Here is a 17,654-nt window from a genome sequence, read left to right on the forward strand (position 1 = left end):
TTAATTTTTTTTACTCTTTTTTAGTGGCGTATTCTCCCAATATACATTTTCTCCTTCAAAAGTATTTATTCTTGACGTTGATAAGGGCTTAAATTTATTCATTGAAGCTGTATTGTCATTTTTCTTTTTTTCGGGAAAAACCTCTTGCACAAACAACTCCCTATATTGATTAACGGAAACTTTAGGTACCTTATGCAATGTATTTCCCTTTAGATCCTTTATCGTTTTAACCTTTATAGTAATATATTGGGGTAATTTTTCCAGACTAAAATCTGGTAAGGAAAATAACTTCTTTTTATCGACTATAACCCTTAAGTGGTCTTCTAAAATTAAAATGTTCTTAATTGCTAGTTTTTCTTCTTTATAGGTAATTTTTAAATTGTTGTTTCTAGATGTAATTGAATTTTGATCTAGTTCTCTATTAAAAAAAATATCAAAAGAGGTATTCTCTATATTGAATACAACATCTGTAACTTTAAAATAGTGATCACTATTTGCCTCAAACTTATTATTGAAAGTGATATAGTTTAGATACATTTTTTCACCTATAGGGATATATTCTACGGTAACAGCGTATAAAGGTTCTTTAACTTCTTTCTCATACGACTGATAGCTCATCTTAAAAATTGCGAAATTCTCTTTAGAAATATAAATTTTACCCTTTGCATAGTGTTTTCCTCCTGTGGCTCCAACCTTAGTTGATATCTCTATTTCATAAATTGGTACATTGTTTAAATTGCGAACTCCGACTAATTTAAAAAGATGATTTTTTACAAAATCACTATCAAATTTATCCACATAAGAAAAAGCAAGTTGATCATGATTTCGTATTGCATTCGTAATATTTAAAAGATTAAGTTCGTTTCCCCCAAAAGGAGTAATTATAACATTTTTTAAATATTTTTTTGTTTTATTGTCATAAGGTATTGCTAATGTACTATCCCTTAAAAAACTTGTGTTTTGTTTATATTTATAAAGAAGTGTTTGATTTTCTTCATTTGTTAAATAATTTGTTCCAAATCCAGCATCAAAAACTTCGACAATAGCCTCATTTAAATTAATATATTCTATATCTGCATCTTCATTAAATATTAATTTATATGAATTATCTCTGGGCTGTTGATAATCTCTATAATACGCTATATAAGAAAAGTGGTTTTGGGGATAGTTATTTGAGATATTATCTATTGCGTTATTTACAATTTCTCTTGCAGTGAACTTTTTAACAGACTTATTTTTGTTAGAAACTAAAGTAACAGTCTCTAATTTTTCAATACCAGGCTCGATATAGATCGTATTAATTTGCCCTTTTTTGAGTTGATTAATAAAAACCTCTTTAGTTTTATAACCAATAGAAGACAAACTAATTTTCTCAGAAACCTCCAGATCAAAAGGTAACTTAAACTGTCCTTTGTCATCAGCAATTACTCCTAGGTTTGTTCCTACAAGTTTAACTGTTGCATAAACTACAGGCATATCAGAACCTTGATCCACAACTCGACAAAAATAAAAATCAGTATTAAGCTGACTTTGCATATTATAGCAAGTCATCGTGATAAACAAAATTGTTATTTTGATTATATCAATTTTATACCACATACCTACTTTTGCCTTTATTAATTCTGTTCAATACTTAACCCCTAATTAAAGGTATTTTTCTAGTTTTATAAAAATCTATAAAAAAAGACGTTTCGATTATATCAAAACGTCTTTTTAACTATTTTATAACGATTGTACACCTATCAATGCTATCTTTATACTCTTTTTTCTTAGTTGTTTCGATTCCTTTTTAATGGGGTATTTACCCAATATTTTTCTTTTTCTTCTAATGGATTGATCTCAGACTCTAATAAAGGAGCATATTTATTCATTACTTTCAATCTTTTGTCCACTTTTTTTCCCGGAAAAACTTCTTGAACAAATATCTCTCTATATTGATTTACTTTTACAGAAGGAATCTTATCTAAAAGATTTCCATCTATATCTTTTATATTTTTAATCGTTAACCTAAGATCTCTCTTAAGGGTACTTTTATTAAAATCAGGAGAGGATAGTAATTGATTTTTATCAATTAAAACCCTAACATAATCATCAAAAATCAAAACTTCCTTTACATTTATTTTTTCTTGTTTGTAAGTATATTCGATTTTAAATCTATTCTTTTTAGAACTTATTGTTTTTTTATCAAATTTTCTATTAAAATAAACATCAAAGAAAAGATCTTCTTCATCAAAAACAGTTTTCTTTACTTTAAAATAATGATCACTATTTGCTTGAAATTTGTTATTAAATGTTAGGTAATTTAAATACATCTTTCCATTAATATCCTTGTATTCTAATGTCGCTGCGTATAATGGACTTTTTTTAATCTCTTTGTCTTTTTCGTACATTTCATAATTAAATTTATGAATTGCATAATTCTCCTTAGATATATATATTTTCCCTTTTCCATAATGAAGAGTTCCTGCAATCTTTGCTTCCGTTAGAAAACCAATTTTATAAATTGGAATATCCCCCAGATAACTAAGACCTTCTAATGTGAAAAAATGATTTTTCATGAAATCTTTATCAAACATATCGACAAAAGAAAACGTTACCTTATCATGATTTCTTAATATATCTGTAATATTAAGTACACTTAGTTCATTACCCCCCAATGGTGATATAGTAACATCTTTTAAGTATTTCTTTTTATCATTATCATAAGGGACTGAAAGGGTACTGTCTTGAATAAAAGTAGCATTTCTACCATAACTATAAAGCAATGTTTGGTTTTTGTTATCTCCAAAATAGTCTGTTCCAAAACCAGCATCAAAAACTTCAATTATACCTTCATTTAGATTAACATACTGAACACTTCCTTTACCCTTATACAGTTTTGAATAAGAGTCATCAGCAGGTTGCTGATAATCTCTATAATACCCTATATAAGAAAAAGGTGTTTTAGGATAGTTCATAGGGATTCTTCTAAGGGCCTTGGCTACAATTTCTTCTGCTGAAGGCTGCGGTAGTTTTTTCTTTTTCAATACTAAAGCTACAGCATCTAGCTCTTCAACTTTTGATTTTAAGTAAATGATATTAATTTGATCCTTTCGAAGTTCTTTTACCGATATTTCTTTGGTTCCAAAACCTATAGAAGATATTTCGATTTTTTCTATTGTATTTAGATCAAGAGGAAGTCTAAACTCTCCTCTATCATCAGATATGAGTCCTCTATTAGTTCCTATAAACTTTACAGTTGCATAAAGAATTGGTTGTTTCGAACCTTCTTCTAAGACTCTACAAAATAATTGATTTGCATCGACATGATCCTGAGCCTGAATTACATTTAGACAAGTACAGTAATATAATAATGTTATAAAAAATAACTTTTTAACCATATTTGCCCATTTTAAATTAAACGTTTTTATAAATAATCCTTAAAAACACAATTCACTATTCAACTTTTAATAGTAACAAAAAAAGGTATTTTGAAGAGATCAAAATACCTTTTTAACTATTTTATAACGATTACTTTTTATTTGAAAAAAGAATCTACAAATTCATATTTATTAAATACCTGAAGGTCTTCTATCCCTTCTCCTACTCCTATGTACTTTACAGGGATTTGAAATTGATCACTAATTCCAATTACCACACCACCTTTTGCCGTACCGTCTAATTTAGTTACTGCTAATGATGTAACTTCGGTAGCTGCAGTAAATTGCTTTGCCTGTTCAAAAGCATTTTGCCCGGTAGAACCGTCTAAAACCAACAACACATCATGAGGTGCATCCCCTATAACTTTTTGCATAACACGCTTAACTTTAGTAAGCTCATTCATTAAGTTAATCTTATTATGCAATCTACCAGCAGTATCAATAATAATAACATCGGCGTCTTGATTTACGCCAGATTCTAATGTATCAAATGCCACAGAAGCTGGATCACTTCCCATTGCTTGCTTAATTATAGGAACATCTACTCTATCTGCCCAAACTTGAAGCTGATCTATCGCAGCTGCTCTAAATGTATCTGCTGCACCTAGAACAACTTTTAATCCTCTATTTTTAAATTGATGAGCTAACTTACCTATAGTTGTAGTTTTTCCAACGCCATTAACACCTACAACCATAAGTACATATGGTTTTTTGTCCTTTGGAATTTCAAAGTCGGTAGCTTCTCCTACATTAGTTTCTGAAAGTAAACCTGCTATTTCTTCTCTTAAAATAGTATTTAACTCATCAGTTCCCAGGTATTTATCCTTTGAAACTCTGTTTTCGATTCTCTCTATTATTTTTATAGTAGTCTTTACACCTACATCACTGGTAACTAAAACTTCTTCTAGATTATCTAAAACGTCATCATCAACCTTTGATTTTCCGGCTACAGCCTTTCCTAATTTAGAAAAAAAACTTGTTTTAGATTTCTCTAACCCCTTATCCAGTGTTTCTTTTTTCTCTGAAGAAAATATTTTCTTAAATAGCCCCATTTGTATTATTCAATATGCTAAAATTCAACAATAATAGTATTAATTACTAAATATAAAAAGAAAGAGCCATTTCAATACAATTGAAACGGCTTCTTTTTAAAATATCTTGTTTGGGAAATTACTTTTTCTTGAAAAAATCGTTTACAGCCTCTGGTGCCATGATTGATTCAACAAAAGTATATGCTCCGCTTTTTGGAGATTTTACCATTTTAATGGCTTTAGTCAATCTCTTTGATCCTGTCTGTAACGTTGCTACTGATTTCTTTGCCATGTCTAATTATTTTATCTCTTTATGAACAGTCATTTTCTTTAAAACAGGGTTAAATTTCTTTAACTCGATTCTATCTGGAGTGTTCTTTTTGTTTTTTGTAGTAATGTATCTTGATGTACCTGGTTTTCCAGAGGCCTTATGCTCTGTACATTCTAATATTACTTGGACTCTATTACCTTTCTTTGCCATTTTTTAGTATCTTTTAAAAAAGGAGATTATTTAGTTAAGAAACCTTTTGCTCTTGCTTCTTTTAAAACAGCAGAGATTCCGTTCTTATTTATATTTTTTAACGCAGAAGTAGACACTTTTAGTGTTACCCAACGATCTTCTTCTGGGATATAAAAACGCTTTTTAATTAAATTCGCATTGAATTTACGTTTTGTTTTATTCATCGCATGAGAAACATTATTCCCAACCATTGCTTTTTTACCTGTAAGCTCGCAAACTCTTGACATCTCTTCTTAATTTTGGTATTATTTCAAAACAGGGTGCAAATTAACGAATTAATTACCGAACAACCAATAATACTTTAGTCTTTTTTTTTGTTTAAGTGTAACTTTTTTTCAGAATTACAAAAAACAAGGATTTGCAACTATTTTAAAGAACATTTTGGTGCTGTAAAGTAAATAAATTAGGCTTTGCAACACAGTGACTTTGGAAGTTTTTACCTTATTTAAAAACGATTATACCATAAATTAACCACTATGACTACAAAAAACAATTAGAAATATTGAATTTTTAAAGGCATTGTTTTATCTTAGATAGACCAACTTTATTATAAATGCGCAGAAAAACAAACAAGTCATTAATTAATGAACACACTTTGGATATTGGAAAATTTTATTTCTATGAAAACTTTATTATTGCAGAGATAAAAGAAAACATCAATCTTAATTTTGAAAGTGGAAAACAACTTTTTCAGCTTGCACAAGACTATTACAAAAGTACTATTCCATATGTTTATATTTCTAATCGAATTAATTCATATTCTGTAAAACCAACAGAACATTATAAGTTAGAAAATATTTTTCCGAATTTCAAAGGTTATGCTATTGTTACTTATGATGATATCAGTTTTGAAGTTGCCAACTTAGAAAAATTATTCACCAATAGGCCTACATGTATTTTCAAAAATCTTGATAGCGCCATAGAATGGGTAGATCAAATTGTATTACCTGATTAATTTTTATTCCCGATTAAAAAATCATTATAAACATTACATTTTAAAAATCATTCTCTTATTTTCGGCCTTTTATATGTTATGATAGACAAAATTGACAAAAAACTTATCAAAAAATACACCCTCAAAATCGGTCAAGTTTATTTTTACGAAAACTTCTTTGTTGCCGAAATAAATGAAGGAATAACATTAAATTTTGAAAAATCAGCCATTTTATTTGAACTGGCTCAAATGCACTATACTGACAAAACCCCTTTTGTTTGTATTTCAAATAGAAAAAACTCCTATTCATTCGAACCAACTTCTCATTTTAAATCTGAGAAATTATTTCCTAATCTCAAGGGTTTTGCAGCCGTTATATACGATGATATAAGTAAGGAGGTTGCATCATTAGAGCAAGCATTTATCAATAAAATACCTTCTCGTATTTTTTATAGTCTAAAAGATGCAATAGACTGGGTCGATGAACTAATTGTTTCGCATTAATTTGTTATATGATATTCTTACAAAATTTATCAAATATCATCTATAATCCTTCTAAAAGAAATCAACACTAAATATTATTTAAATTTGTAACACACTAAATATCAAGTATAAAATGAAATAATATTTATCTTTTAACGACTCATTTAAAAATAAAAAAAAGATAAGTCATGAAACTCGAAAATGACAAACTTATAGAAAAACACGATCTTAATTTGGGGGTCTATTATTTTTTTGAAAATTATTTTATTGCTGAAATAAAAGAAGGAGAGATTATTACTCTTAAAAAACTTGATGATCTTATTCCTTTAATACTTAAACATTATGGAAATGGGAAACCATTCTCTTATATTTCAAATAGAGTCAATTCTCATTCGATTTCTCCTGTAGATTATTTAGATTGCCCTCTAAATTCTATGAAGAATTTTTCGGGCTATGGAGTAGTTACGTATAATAAGATTTCTGAAAAATCGGTACATGTAGAAAAACACTTTGCCAGAAAACCCTTCTATCAGTTCAACACTCTAGAAGATGCAATTAACTGGTCTAAAAATATTTTATAAGTTTTTTGTTAGCACCCCCAGTATCAATTCAAACGCTTTATTAACCGCTTTACCAATAGTTCTTTCTCTTAGATTACTAAATACATATTTTTTAGAGAAAACACTATCAGGTGTAGCTATAGCTACAAAAACTGTCCCCACCTCTACATCACCATCACCTTTAGTAGGACCTGCATTTCCGGTTGTTGCAATTGCATAATCGGATTTAAATTTGTCTTTTGCAGCTAAAGCCATAGCTTCTGCTACCTCTGCACTTGTAACAGTATATTCTTTGATTACGGCGGGATCTATTCCTAAAACATCTATTTTTGATGCTGTAGCATAGGTTACAACTGCGCCTTTAAAATAAGCCGAAGCACCGGCATTAATAGTAAAAGATTGTGCTATCTTTCCTCCTGTACAACTTTCGGCAATAGCTAAAGTTTTACCTTGATCAACTAATAGACTACCTATTTTTTTCTCTATAGTTTCATTTTCTTCAAAACCAACTATAATATCCCCGATTAGAGTCTCTAACTGGTCTACATTAATCTTAATTGCCTCTTCTAATACTGCCTTATTTTTACCTCTTGCCGAAAGCCGTAATCTGACCCTACCAAGATTTGGCAGATAGGCCAACTTTATAAATGAAGGTAAATTATCTTCCCAAGACTCAATTTTCTCGGCAATTGCACTTTCTCCCATACCATAGGTAAGTACAGTTTTATGCAAAATATAAGGTCTATCGAATCTTTTTTGTAATCCCGGAAGAACTTGACTTTTCATCAGTCCTTTCATTTCATAAGGCACACCAGGCATGGATATAAATACAGTATTATCCTTTTCTAACCACATCCCTGGAGCAGTACCGTATTGATTCATTAACACTCGTGAGGTACTAGGGACCATTGCTTGCTGCTTATTCACATCCGAAATAGGCGTAGAGATGTATTTTGCAAATAACTTTTCTACATGCACTAAAACTTCATCATTTTGAATTAGCTTATCATCAAAGTACTCACATATAGTATGCTTAGTTATATCGTCTTTTGTTGGACCTAAACCACCAGTTATGATGACAATATCAACTCGCTGTTTTGCCTCATCCAAAGCATTTAAAATATGTTTTTTATCATCACTTATTGATGTGATCTGATAAACATCGACGCCGATATCATTAAGTTCTTTTCCTATAAACGCAGAATTAGAATCTACGATTTGCCCGATGAGAATTTCATCACCTATAGTAATAATTTCTGCAAGCATATTTAGGCAAAATCTTCCTTAAGATGCTCTATAGCGTTATTAACTGCGGCAACAATATCATTTAAAACAGGTTTTATCTGTTCTTTTGCTTTATTATTTTTAGACCAGGCTTCTACTTGTTTAATCTGAGTCAAAAGATCTATATCAAATAGCTGAAGATTAGGTTTCATTTTATGAGCATATTGATATGCCATTTGTGGATTATCCGAATCAACAGCCTGAACCATACTATCAAGATCAGGTGGTATTTCTTCTAAAAACGTCTGTACCAAAACAGCTACAAATTCATCATCTCCTCCAGATAATTCATTCACATTTTTTAAACTATATCCTTTGCTCATTTACTTAATTTTTATTGAAAAAAATTGTTTATCGCTTATATATCCTGTCAGAATATCTTCTGCCTTTACGGATCCTACACCTGCTGGTGTACCTGTAAATATAACATCTCCTATCTTTAAAGTAAAATATTTTGATATATATTCTATTAATTCATCAATCTTCCATAACATAAGTTTGGTATTACCTCGCTGAACAGTTTTACCATTTTTCTCTAAATGAAAATCAATATCATCCACATCTACGAATTCTTTTTTAGACACCCAATGTCCTATAACTGCAGCTCCATCAAAGGATTTAGCTTTTTCCCAAGGCAATCCTTTTTCTTTGAGTTTACTTTGTAAATCTCTAGCTGTAAAATCTATTCCTAAACTTATCTCATCATAATACTTATGAGCAAATTTCTTATCAATATGTTTACCCACCTTGTTTATTTTTATCAGTACTTCTACTTCATGATGAATATCATTAGAAAAATCAGGAATAAAAAAAGGTTGTTTTTTAAGCAAGATAGAGGTATCAGGTTTCATAAAAACCACAGGATCTGTTGGTCTTTCATTCTCTAATTCCTCAATATGATCCGTATAATTGCGACCGATGCAAATGAGTTTCATAATCCTAAAGTGATTTTAAAAGTAAAAAAATTATAGCTTTAAACTATTATTTAACTTACGAAGTCTAACTGCTGTAAGCACTTTTTTAGTATATAATGGAAAATCTGCATTTTGAATCCATCCAAAATAACCTGGTTCTTCTTCCATAACTTGTTCTACAGACTTCCCTTTATGCTTACCAAAAGAAAAAGTTTCTTTACCATTTTCATCGTATACAATAAAACCTGCGAAATCTGCAAACTGCTTTCTTGAACTAAATTCTGCCAAAAATTTGGTATCATTTTCTAACTCTGGATATTTATCTAATTGAGCTTTCAATACCTCATAAGTGGCATTAGTATCAGCTTCTGCAGAATGTGCATCGGTTAAATCTTTATCGCAATAGAATTTGTAAGCAGCCGACAATGTTCTTTTCTCCATTTTATGATAAATGGTTTGTACATCTACCGCTACGGTACTTTTCATATCAAAATCGACATCCGCTCTCAATAATTCCTCTGCTAATAAAGGGATATCAAACCTATTAGAATTAAAACCTCCTAAATCACAACCCTTAATCATCTCGCTTATTTTACCTGCAAGTTTTTTAAAAGTCGGCTCATTGGCCACTTTCGCATCATCAATACCATGTATAGCTGTAGTTTCTGCAGGAATTGGCATTTCAGGATTTACCAACCATGTCTTACTCTCCTGAGTTCCATTTGGAAATACTTTTAGAATAGCTATTTCTACAATTCGATCTTTAGATATGTTTACACCAGTAGTTTCCAGATCAAAAAAACATATTGGTTTTTTTAAATTAAGCTCCATAAATTATTTGTGTGATACTCAAAGATAACAGCTATTATTTAACATTCTTATAATGAATCCCTATTTTAACATTTGTTAAATTTATACAAGCTTCTTAACGAATACATTATCAGCAAACTTTCTAGTTACCGTCTCTATTGTATCATTAAATTGAATCCGAATTGAATTATCAAATTCTCTAACTTCAATTACTTTGATTTCACTACTTAAGGCTAATCCTATTTCTGATACATATTTCAAAAAATTCACCGACCCATCATCTACAGCGATTAACTTACATACTTCACCTTCGGCAAGAGAAGATAACATTATTTTAGGTAGAACAGCGTACTCCCCATCGGCATTAGGTATTATTTCTCCGTGAGGGTCTTTTTCAGGAAAATCCATAAAACGATCCAATTCATCTATTAATTTACTCGATTTTATGTGCTCTAGTTGTTCTGCTACTTCATGTACCTCATCCCAACTAAAGTTTAAGTATTTACATAAAAAAGTTTCCCACAACCTATGTTTTCTAATTAAGCGTACCGCAATTGATTTACCTTGCTCAGTTAAGTCCAATTTTCCGTACTTCTCACTTACCACATAATTCTTGGTTTTTAACTTTTTAACCATGTTATTAGTAGAGGCCGGAGATACGTTAAGATAGTCTGCTAATAAATTGTTCCCTACTTTCTCAGAATCATCTTCTACAAGCAACTGAAAAAGAGCTTTTAAATAATCTTCTTCACTTTTTGTTAAATTATTCAAATTTGATTTGTTAGTCATGGCTAACTTTTTTAGTTTTGCGTCATTAATAAAACAAATTTAACAAACCTAATGCGATTAGTTACCATATTATTATTTACTTTTTTTCTTATTAGCATACCAAAGCATAGTTTATTGAATGCTCAAGAAACTGAAACTACCGGATCACTCGAGGGTGTAGTTTATGATGAAAATGGAGTACTTCCTTTTGCTAATATATTTATTGAAGGAACTTCTATAGGAAGTTCTAGTGATGACAATGGTACATTCTCAATACATAAAATCCCTATCGGAACATATAAAATTATAGCTTCTTTTACGGGATATAATACAATTAAGAAAAAACTCTCTATTAAAGAAGGAGAAAATAAAATAAGTCTTACACTATCACAAGGATCCACCTTAGATGAAGTAGTTGTTTCTGGAACCCTTAAACCTGTTATCAGATCTGAAAGTCCTGTTCCTGTAGAGATTTATTCTCCTACATTTTTCAAAAAAAACCCAACCCCCAATTTATTTGAAGCTTTGCAAAATGTTAACGGTGTACGTCCTCAACTTAATTGTAGCATCTGTAATACAGGAGATATACACGTCAATGGTTTAGAAGGTCCCTACACGCTAGTTATGATTGATGGTATGCCAATTGTTAGTGGTTTATCAACTGTATATGGACTTTCTGGAATACCTAATTCTTTAATTGAAAGAATTGAGGTTGTAAAAGGGCCTGCCTCTTCTCTTTACGGAAGTGAAGCCGTAGGTGGATTGATAAACATTATTACCAAAAACCCAGATGCTGCGCCCGAAATAAGTACCGATGTATTTGCATCTGGTTGGGGAGAAACAAATATTGATTTCGGTTTTAAGGCCAGAGTAGGAAAAGCTACTGCATTAGTTGGAGCTAACTACTTTTTTTATGATCAAGTCATTGATAAAAATGAAGATGGTTTTACCGATTTAACACTTCAAGACCGTATATCTATTTTTAATAAATGGAATTTTAAAAGAAGTAGTGGAAAGAACTTTACGCTTGCAGGTCGTTTTTATTATGAAGATAGATGGGGAGGAGAAAATGAATGGGATAGATCATTTAGAGGTAGTGATGAAATCTATGGAGAAAGTATCTACACTACCCGTTATGAGGTTTTAGGAAGTTATGAACTCCCAACCAAAGAACCTATATCTTTATCTTTCTCGTATACAAACCATGATCAAAATTCTTTTTATGGCGATGTTTCTTATCAAGCAAAACAAAGAATAGGTTTTACACAATTAGCTTGGGATAAAAAACTAAAGTCTCATGATTTGTTGTTTGGTGCTGCGTATCGATATCAATATTATGACGACAATACAACGGCAACAGGATCTGATAATACAAACGACCCAGAAGAAACCAAAATACCAGGCGTTTTTGTTCAAGATGAAATTACGTTAGCCTCAAATCATAAATTATTGCTAGGGTCAAGACTAGATTATGACGATCGTCATGGTTCTATATTCACTCCTAGAATAGCATACAAATGGAGTATTAATGATAAAAACATTTTTAGATTAAATGCAGGAACAGGATTTAGAGTAGTGAATTTGTTTACAGAAGAACATGCAGCACTTACTGGATCTAGAGAAGTCATAGTTGAAGAAAATCTTGCCCCCGAAGAATCATATAATGTCAATCTAAATTATATCAAAAAAATATTTTTCGATAACGGAACGTTTATTGGTTTAGATGCCTCTGCTTGGTATACCCACTTTACCAATGCGATTATTCCTGATTATGATACAAACCCACAACAAATACGTTATGGTAACTTAGATGGATATGCCGTGTCGACAGGTGTGAGTCTTAATTCTGACATCAATTTTTCTAATGGTCTAAAGGTAATGGCTGGTTTTAGTGCTTTAAATGTATCTAATACTGATGATGGCATAAGGTCTCGTCAGGTTTTAACAGAAAGCTTTACAGGAACTTGGGGAGTTACCTATAAAGTCCATGCTCTAAATCTCACATTAGATTATACAGGAAATGCTTACGGCCCAATGCGACTGCCTACTCTAGGCCCAAATGACCCTAGAAGAGATAATTCTCCGTGGTATAGTATTCAAAATATTCAATTTACTTACAAATCTAGCACCAATCTTGAAATATACGGAGGTGTCAAAAACCTATTAGACTGGACACCTAATCGAGGTAATCCTTTTTTAATATCTAGAGCTGAAGATCCTTTTGATAACAATGTGCAATTTAATCAAAACGGAGATGTTTTGGTTACTGCAGATAATCCATATGGCCTTACTTTTGATTCTACCTATATTTACGGCCCTAATCAAGGAGCTCGTGGATTCTTAGGGGTACGTTATACTCTACTATAATTATGAAAACAATACTACTATATAGCGTCGCAATTTTTACTTTTTTAATAAGTCAAAATATAAATGCGCAAATACAAGTGAATTCATTCGAGTCTCTAAAGGACAAAATGAGTACTGCTCCAAAACCTATAGTCATTTTTGTGCACACGGATTGGTGTATGTACTGTAAAAATATGGAGAACACTACTTTTAAAAATTCTGAAATCGTTCAAAATTTAAACAACAATTTTTATTTCGTATCTCTAAATGCTGAAAGTCGTAAAAGAATTACATTTTTAAATAACGATTTTAATTTTCAGCCAAATGGCCATAAAACAGGAGTACATCAATTGGCAAAAGAGTTAGCTACAGTAAACAATAAAATTGGCTACCCTACATTAACCATTTTAAATGCTAAATATGAAATCATATTTCAGCAACAATCATTTTTAAGTGCTAAACAGCTTAGTAAAATATTAAAAAAACTATCCTAACATGATCAATCGAATTATAAGTCTTTGTTTTCTTTTTATTACTCTATTTTCTTGTAAACAAGAAACGAAAGACAAAAACGAAAAACTCTATGTAGTTACAACTACATCTATGATCACAGATCTTGTTAAAAATATAGGTAAAGATTTAATCAAGGTTGATGGATTAATGGGGAGTGGTGTGGATCCTCATTTATATAAAGCCAGTGAAGGTGATGTATCTAAACTAGTTAATGCCGATGTTATTATTTATAACGGTTTACATCTAGAAGGTAAACTGGTCGAAGTTTTTGAGAAAATGAAACTTCAAAATAGAAAAGCGATTGCCGTAGGAGAAAGCTTAGATAAAAATACATTAATTGGGTCCGACTATTTTGCTTCAAATTATGACCCTCATATTTGGTTTAGTGTCACGAATTGGAAAATAGTTACTCAATTTGTAATAGACAAACTAGTAGAAATAGATGCTAAAAATGCTAGTAGCTATAAAAATAACGGTAAGATATATCTTGATAAATTAAGTCAACTTGAAAAAGAATTACAAAATACCATCACAACCTTACCAAAAGAAAAACGTATTTTAGTTACCGCTCATGACGCATTTAGTTATTTTGGAAAAGCATTTGACTTTAATGTTGTTGGATTACAAGGGCTTTCAACAGCAACAGAAGCTGGGGTTCAAGATGTTCAGAAATTAGCTAATTTTATTATTAAAAATGAAGTAAAAGCTATTTTTGTTGAGACTTCTGTACCAAAACGAACAATTAAAGCATTACAGGCAGCTGTAAAATCAAAAAACCATGAAGTCGTTATAGGAGGCACATTATTTTCTGATGCCTTAGGAAACCCTGATACTAACGAAGGAAATTATATCGGCATGTTCGAATATAATGTCAATACGATTGTAAATGCCTTAAAATAATGAATAAAAAAATAGCCGTTCAAATAGATGATCTTACTGTGGCCTATAATTACAAACCTGTTTTATGGGATATTGACCTTGCTATTCCTGAAGGTGTTCTAATGGCTATTGTTGGACCAAATGGCGCAGGAAAATCTACATTGATTAAATCTATTTTAGATATCATTACTCCTATTGCCGGAAGTGTTCAGATATACGGAAAGCCATACAAAAAACAACGCTCGTTAGTTGCATATGTCCCACAAAAAGGAAGTGTAGACTGGGACTTCCCTACAACAGCCCTAGATGTAGTTATGATGGGAACGTACGGAAGTTTAGGTTGGATCAAAAGACCTGGTCAAAAAGAAAAAAAAGCTTCATTAGAAGCTTTAGAAAAAGTAGGAATGCTTTCTTTTAAAAACAGGCAAATAAGCCAACTTTCTGGCGGACAACAACAACGTATCTTTCTAGCCAGAGCTTTAGTACAAAATGCTGCTATTTATTTTATGGATGAGCCTTTTCAAGGTGTAGATGCCACTACCGAAAAAGCCATAATTAATATTCTCAAAGAGCTAAGAAAACAAGGAAAAACAGTTATTGTTGTACATCATGATTTACAAACTGTCCCTGAATACTTTGATTGGGTTACTTTTCTAAATGTAAAAAAGATCGCAACGGGCCCTGTGAAAGATATTTTTAACGATGATAACTTAACTAAAACATACGGAATCAATTACAAAGTGAGTATTCAGCAATAGATAATACTCATAACATAAAAATATGGATTTAATTCAATACATAGATCTCGTTTTTACAGATTACACCTTGCGCACTATTACTTTAGGCACAGCTGTTCTTGGTGCTATTTGTGGTATGTTGGGTAGTTTTGCCGTACTTCGAAAACAAAGTCTGCTAGGTGATGCCATTTCGCATGCTGCTTTGCCGGGTATTGCTATTGCATTTTTAATTATTGAAACAAAAAATAGTTCTGTTTTTTTACTCGGCGCCTTAATCAGCGGGTTAATTGGTACATTTTGGATTAGAGGGATAACTCGTAAAACACATCTTAAATCAGATACCGCATTAGGCCTTATATTGTCATTATTTTTTGGGTTTGGTATGTTATTGCTTACCTATATTCAAAAAATGCCAAATGCCAATCAAGCTGGCCTAGAAAGTTATCTCTTTGGACAGGCTGCCACCCTTTTAGAAAGTGATGTTTGGTTAATGGCTATTGTTACAGGGATTAGTCTAATTATTTTATTACTATTCTGGAAAGAGCTTAAGATTTTACTTTTTGATGCCGACTACACCAAAACCCTTGGTTTTAATACTAAATTTTTAGACATACTGATCACAACATTTATTGTTATTGCAATTGTTTTAGGACTACAAACTGTTGGAGTAGTTTTAATGAGCGCTATGTTACTTGCTCCTGCTGCTGCAGCAAGACAATGGACAAATAACCTCGCCGTTATGGTAATTTTAGCTGCAATATTTGGGGCCTTTTCGGGTGTGTTAGGCACTGCAATTAGTGCTAGTAACAATAATTTATCAACAGGACCTGTAATTGTACTAGTTGCAGGAGTCTTTGTTTTATTTTCTTTTATATTTTCTCCTGGTCGTGGTTTATTATTTAGAGAAATTAGATTTAGAAAAAACAGAAGTGATCTTGAACTACATAAGACACTTTCTTTTATGTACAATATTGCCAAAACTCATGAAGATACTACTCACCCTCATGCTATAAAAATTTTGAACAATTTTCAAGGATTTACTAGAAAATCATTGCAAAAATTAGAAGACAAGGATTATGTAAAAATTAATGGAAATATGTGGTCAATGACTGCATCTGGATATCATACAGCTGCTAATTTATATGATCAATTAATCAAAGAAGAAAATGAGTAATGCCCAAATTGAAATACAATTAATTGCCAGTATGGTTGCCATAGCATGTGCTATACCTGGTACATTTCTAGTATTAAGAAAAATGGCTTTGATTACTGATGCTATTAGTCATTCGATTTTACCAGGTATCGTAATTGGCTTTTTTATTACCCATGATTTATCGTCCCCTTTACTCATTATTCTTGCTGCTGCTAGCGGAGTGTTGACTGTTGTTTTAGTAGAGTTTATTCAAAAAACAGGATTAGTTAAAGAAGATACAGCCATAGGACTTGTTTTTCCTGCACTCTTTAGTATCGGTATCATTTTAATCTCCAAAAATGCAAATGACGTTCATCTTGATGTAGATGCTGTACTGTTAGGCGAACTTGCTTTTGCTCCTTTTGATAGACTAACTATCGGTGGAGTAGATATTGGACCAAAATCTTTATGGATTATTGGTACGATACTACTTATTACTATCACATTACTTTTTGCCTTTTTTAAAGAATTAAAAGTAAGCACATTTGATGCTGGGCTTGCTTCTGCATTAGGTCTTTCTCCTGTAGTTATGCATTATGGTTTAATGACTATTTCTTCAATCACTACCGTTGGAGCGTTTGACGCTGTAGGAGCTATCCTTGTTATTGCTTTAATGATTGCGCCCGCTGCAACAGCGTATTTATTAACCAATGATCTCAAAAAAATGCTTTTGCTGTCTGTTATATTTGGTGTAAGCAGTGCTATTATAGGATACTGGAGTGCTCATGCTCTTGACACCTCTATCTCAGGATCTATGACCACTATTTTAGGACTTATATTTCTTTTTGTTTATTTATTTGCTCCTAACAAAGGTTTATTCTCTGTTCTATATCGTCAAAAACAACAACGTATTGAAGTTTCATTACTTACATTTTTATTACATCTAGGTAATCACAATGATGATGAGTCTGAAAGACACGTAAAACATCTTAATGAACATATTAATTGGCAAAAGGTGAAAGCTAAATCTGTTTTGGATCTTGCTCTTAAAAACAACATGATTACTATCGAAAAAGATATCATTTTTTTAACCGAAAAAGGAAAGAACTTTACCAAAGAAGCGATCGATTACATCTTAACCAATAAAAACTCTGAAATTGAACATATGAAAGATCGGTTTTTCTTATTCAGAGGTTAATTTAGGTTTTACATTTTCCCATTCGATACCACATATCATAACCCTATGATATTATTTAGTATTATTTAAATAATCAAACATTTGGTAATACAAAAGCACCTCTTGTCCTATAAAAAAGTTAAAATC

20 protein-coding genes are annotated in these 17,654 nt (G+C 31.3%); 9 read left to right on the top strand and 11 right to left on the bottom strand.

The annotated features are described in order from the left end of the window. From AWE51_RS12010 to rpmB, 6 genes are all read right to left on the bottom strand, one after another. Positions 1 to 1,536 carry a carboxypeptidase-like regulatory domain-containing protein gene (locus tag AWE51_RS12010; protein ID WP_157766088.1) on the bottom strand — a complete coding sequence of 512 codons (1,536 nt, stop codon included), beginning with the start codon at positions 1,534 to 1,536 and terminating at the stop codon, positions 1 to 3. A 233-nt stretch (positions 1,537 to 1,769) separates the two neighbouring features. Continuing rightward, positions 1,770 to 3,380, bottom strand: coding sequence for a carboxypeptidase-like regulatory domain-containing protein (locus AWE51_RS12015; RefSeq protein WP_066313815.1), 1,611 nt, complete (start codon positions 3,378 to 3,380; stop codon positions 1,770 to 1,772). A gap of 137 nt (positions 3,381 to 3,517) precedes the next feature. Then, the gene (gene ftsY, locus AWE51_RS12020; protein ID WP_066313816.1) at positions 3,518 to 4,471 is read right to left on the bottom strand and encodes a signal recognition particle-docking protein FtsY; all 954 of its coding nucleotides are present in this window, start codon (positions 4,469 to 4,471) and stop codon (positions 3,518 to 3,520) included. Positions 4,472 to 4,589: 118 nt separating this feature from the next. Next, positions 4,590 to 4,742 (bottom strand): DUF4295 domain-containing protein, encoded by a 153-nt coding sequence (locus tag AWE51_RS26125; RefSeq protein ID WP_082832419.1) that lies wholly within the window; start codon positions 4,740 to 4,742, stop codon positions 4,590 to 4,592. A 6-nt stretch (positions 4,743 to 4,748) separates the two neighbouring features. Beyond that, positions 4,749 to 4,931, bottom strand: a complete 183-nt coding sequence (gene rpmG / locus AWE51_RS12025) for a 50S ribosomal protein L33 (protein ID WP_066313818.1) — start codon at positions 4,929 to 4,931, stop codon at positions 4,749 to 4,751. Between the two features lie 26 nt (positions 4,932 to 4,957). Then, complete coding sequence (rpmB, locus tag AWE51_RS12030; protein WP_066313819.1) at positions 4,958 to 5,197, bottom strand: 50S ribosomal protein L28; 240 nt, start codon at positions 5,195 to 5,197, stop codon at positions 4,958 to 4,960. A 326-nt stretch (positions 5,198 to 5,523) separates the two neighbouring features. Between rpmB and AWE51_RS12035 the strand changes: the two genes are divergently transcribed. The 3 genes from AWE51_RS12035 (at position 5,524) to AWE51_RS12045 (ending at position 6,968) form a co-directional block, all read left to right on the top strand. After that, positions 5,524 to 5,925 carry a hypothetical protein gene (locus tag AWE51_RS12035; protein WP_066313820.1) on the top strand — a complete coding sequence of 134 codons (402 nt, stop codon included), beginning with the start codon at positions 5,524 to 5,526 and terminating at the stop codon, positions 5,923 to 5,925. A gap of 78 nt (positions 5,926 to 6,003) precedes the next feature. Further along, the gene (locus AWE51_RS12040; RefSeq protein ID WP_066313821.1) at positions 6,004 to 6,408 is read left to right on the top strand and encodes a hypothetical protein; all 405 of its coding nucleotides are present in this window, start codon (positions 6,004 to 6,006) and stop codon (positions 6,406 to 6,408) included. Between the two features lie 167 nt (positions 6,409 to 6,575). After that, a complete protein-coding gene (locus tag AWE51_RS12045) occupies positions 6,576 to 6,968 on the top strand; it encodes a hypothetical protein (protein ID WP_066313822.1) in 393 nt (130 codons plus the stop codon). Here AWE51_RS12045 and AWE51_RS12050 read toward each other — a convergent pair. The 5 genes from AWE51_RS12050 to AWE51_RS12070 all read right to left on the bottom strand — a co-directional run bounded on the left by AWE51_RS12050 (position 6,963) and on the right by AWE51_RS12070 (position 10,744). After that, entirely contained in the window at positions 6,963 to 8,213 is a 1,251-nt protein-coding gene (locus tag AWE51_RS12050; protein ID WP_066313824.1) for a CinA family nicotinamide mononucleotide deamidase-related protein, read from the bottom strand. The genes AWE51_RS12045 and AWE51_RS12050 overlap by 6 nt on opposite strands. A 2-nt stretch (positions 8,214 to 8,215) precedes the next feature. After that, positions 8,216 to 8,554 carry an Hpt domain-containing protein gene (locus AWE51_RS12055; protein ID WP_066313826.1) on the bottom strand — a complete coding sequence of 113 codons (339 nt, stop codon included), beginning with the start codon at positions 8,552 to 8,554 and terminating at the stop codon, positions 8,216 to 8,218. Next, entirely contained in the window at positions 8,555 to 9,166 is a 612-nt protein-coding gene (locus AWE51_RS12060; RefSeq protein ID WP_066313828.1) for a fumarylacetoacetate hydrolase family protein, read from the bottom strand. Between the two features lie 30 nt (positions 9,167 to 9,196). Next, a complete protein-coding gene (locus tag AWE51_RS12065; RefSeq protein WP_066313829.1) occupies positions 9,197 to 9,976 on the bottom strand; it encodes a 3'-5' exonuclease in 780 nt (259 codons plus the stop codon). Between the two features lie 81 nt (positions 9,977 to 10,057). Then, positions 10,058 to 10,744: a metal-dependent transcriptional regulator gene (locus AWE51_RS12070; RefSeq protein WP_066313830.1), complete on the bottom strand. Its 687-nt coding sequence runs from the start codon at positions 10,742 to 10,744 to the stop codon at positions 10,058 to 10,060. A 51-nt stretch (positions 10,745 to 10,795) separates the two neighbouring features. On the opposite strand from AWE51_RS12070, the gene AWE51_RS12075 reads away from it, so the two are divergent. Genes AWE51_RS12075 through AWE51_RS12100 form a run of 6 tightly spaced genes read left to right on the top strand, consistent with a single transcriptional unit; the run spans position 10,796 to position 17,528 of the window. After that, a complete protein-coding gene (locus AWE51_RS12075; protein ID WP_066313831.1) occupies positions 10,796 to 13,090 on the top strand; it encodes a TonB-dependent receptor in 2,295 nt (764 codons plus the stop codon). A 2-nt stretch (positions 13,091 to 13,092) separates the two neighbouring features. Then, on the top strand, positions 13,093 to 13,563 hold the full coding sequence (locus AWE51_RS12080; protein ID WP_066313832.1) for a thioredoxin family protein: 471 nt from the start codon (positions 13,093 to 13,095) through the stop codon (positions 13,561 to 13,563). Position 13,564: 1 nt separating this feature from the next. Then, complete coding sequence (locus tag AWE51_RS12085) at positions 13,565 to 14,482, top strand: metal ABC transporter solute-binding protein, Zn/Mn family (protein ID WP_066313835.1); 918 nt, start codon at positions 13,565 to 13,567, stop codon at positions 14,480 to 14,482. Then, positions 14,482 to 15,219: a metal ABC transporter ATP-binding protein gene (locus AWE51_RS12090; protein WP_066313838.1), complete on the top strand. Its 738-nt coding sequence runs from the start codon at positions 14,482 to 14,484 to the stop codon at positions 15,217 to 15,219. The genes AWE51_RS12085 and AWE51_RS12090 overlap by 1 nt, the downstream gene beginning before the upstream one ends. 22 nt (positions 15,220 to 15,241) lie before the next feature. After that, positions 15,242 to 16,372 carry a metal ABC transporter permease gene (locus tag AWE51_RS12095; protein WP_066313839.1) on the top strand — a complete coding sequence of 377 codons (1,131 nt, stop codon included), beginning with the start codon at positions 15,242 to 15,244 and terminating at the stop codon, positions 16,370 to 16,372. Next, complete coding sequence (locus tag AWE51_RS12100) at positions 16,365 to 17,528, top strand: metal ABC transporter permease (RefSeq protein WP_066313841.1); 1,164 nt, start codon at positions 16,365 to 16,367, stop codon at positions 17,526 to 17,528. The genes AWE51_RS12095 and AWE51_RS12100 overlap by 8 nt, the downstream gene beginning before the upstream one ends. Positions 17,529 to 17,654 lie beyond the last annotated feature (126 nt).

The sequence above is a fragment of the Aquimarina aggregata genome (assembly GCF_001632745.1).
GTDB lineage: Bacteria > Bacteroidota > Bacteroidia > Flavobacteriales > Flavobacteriaceae > Aquimarina > Aquimarina aggregata.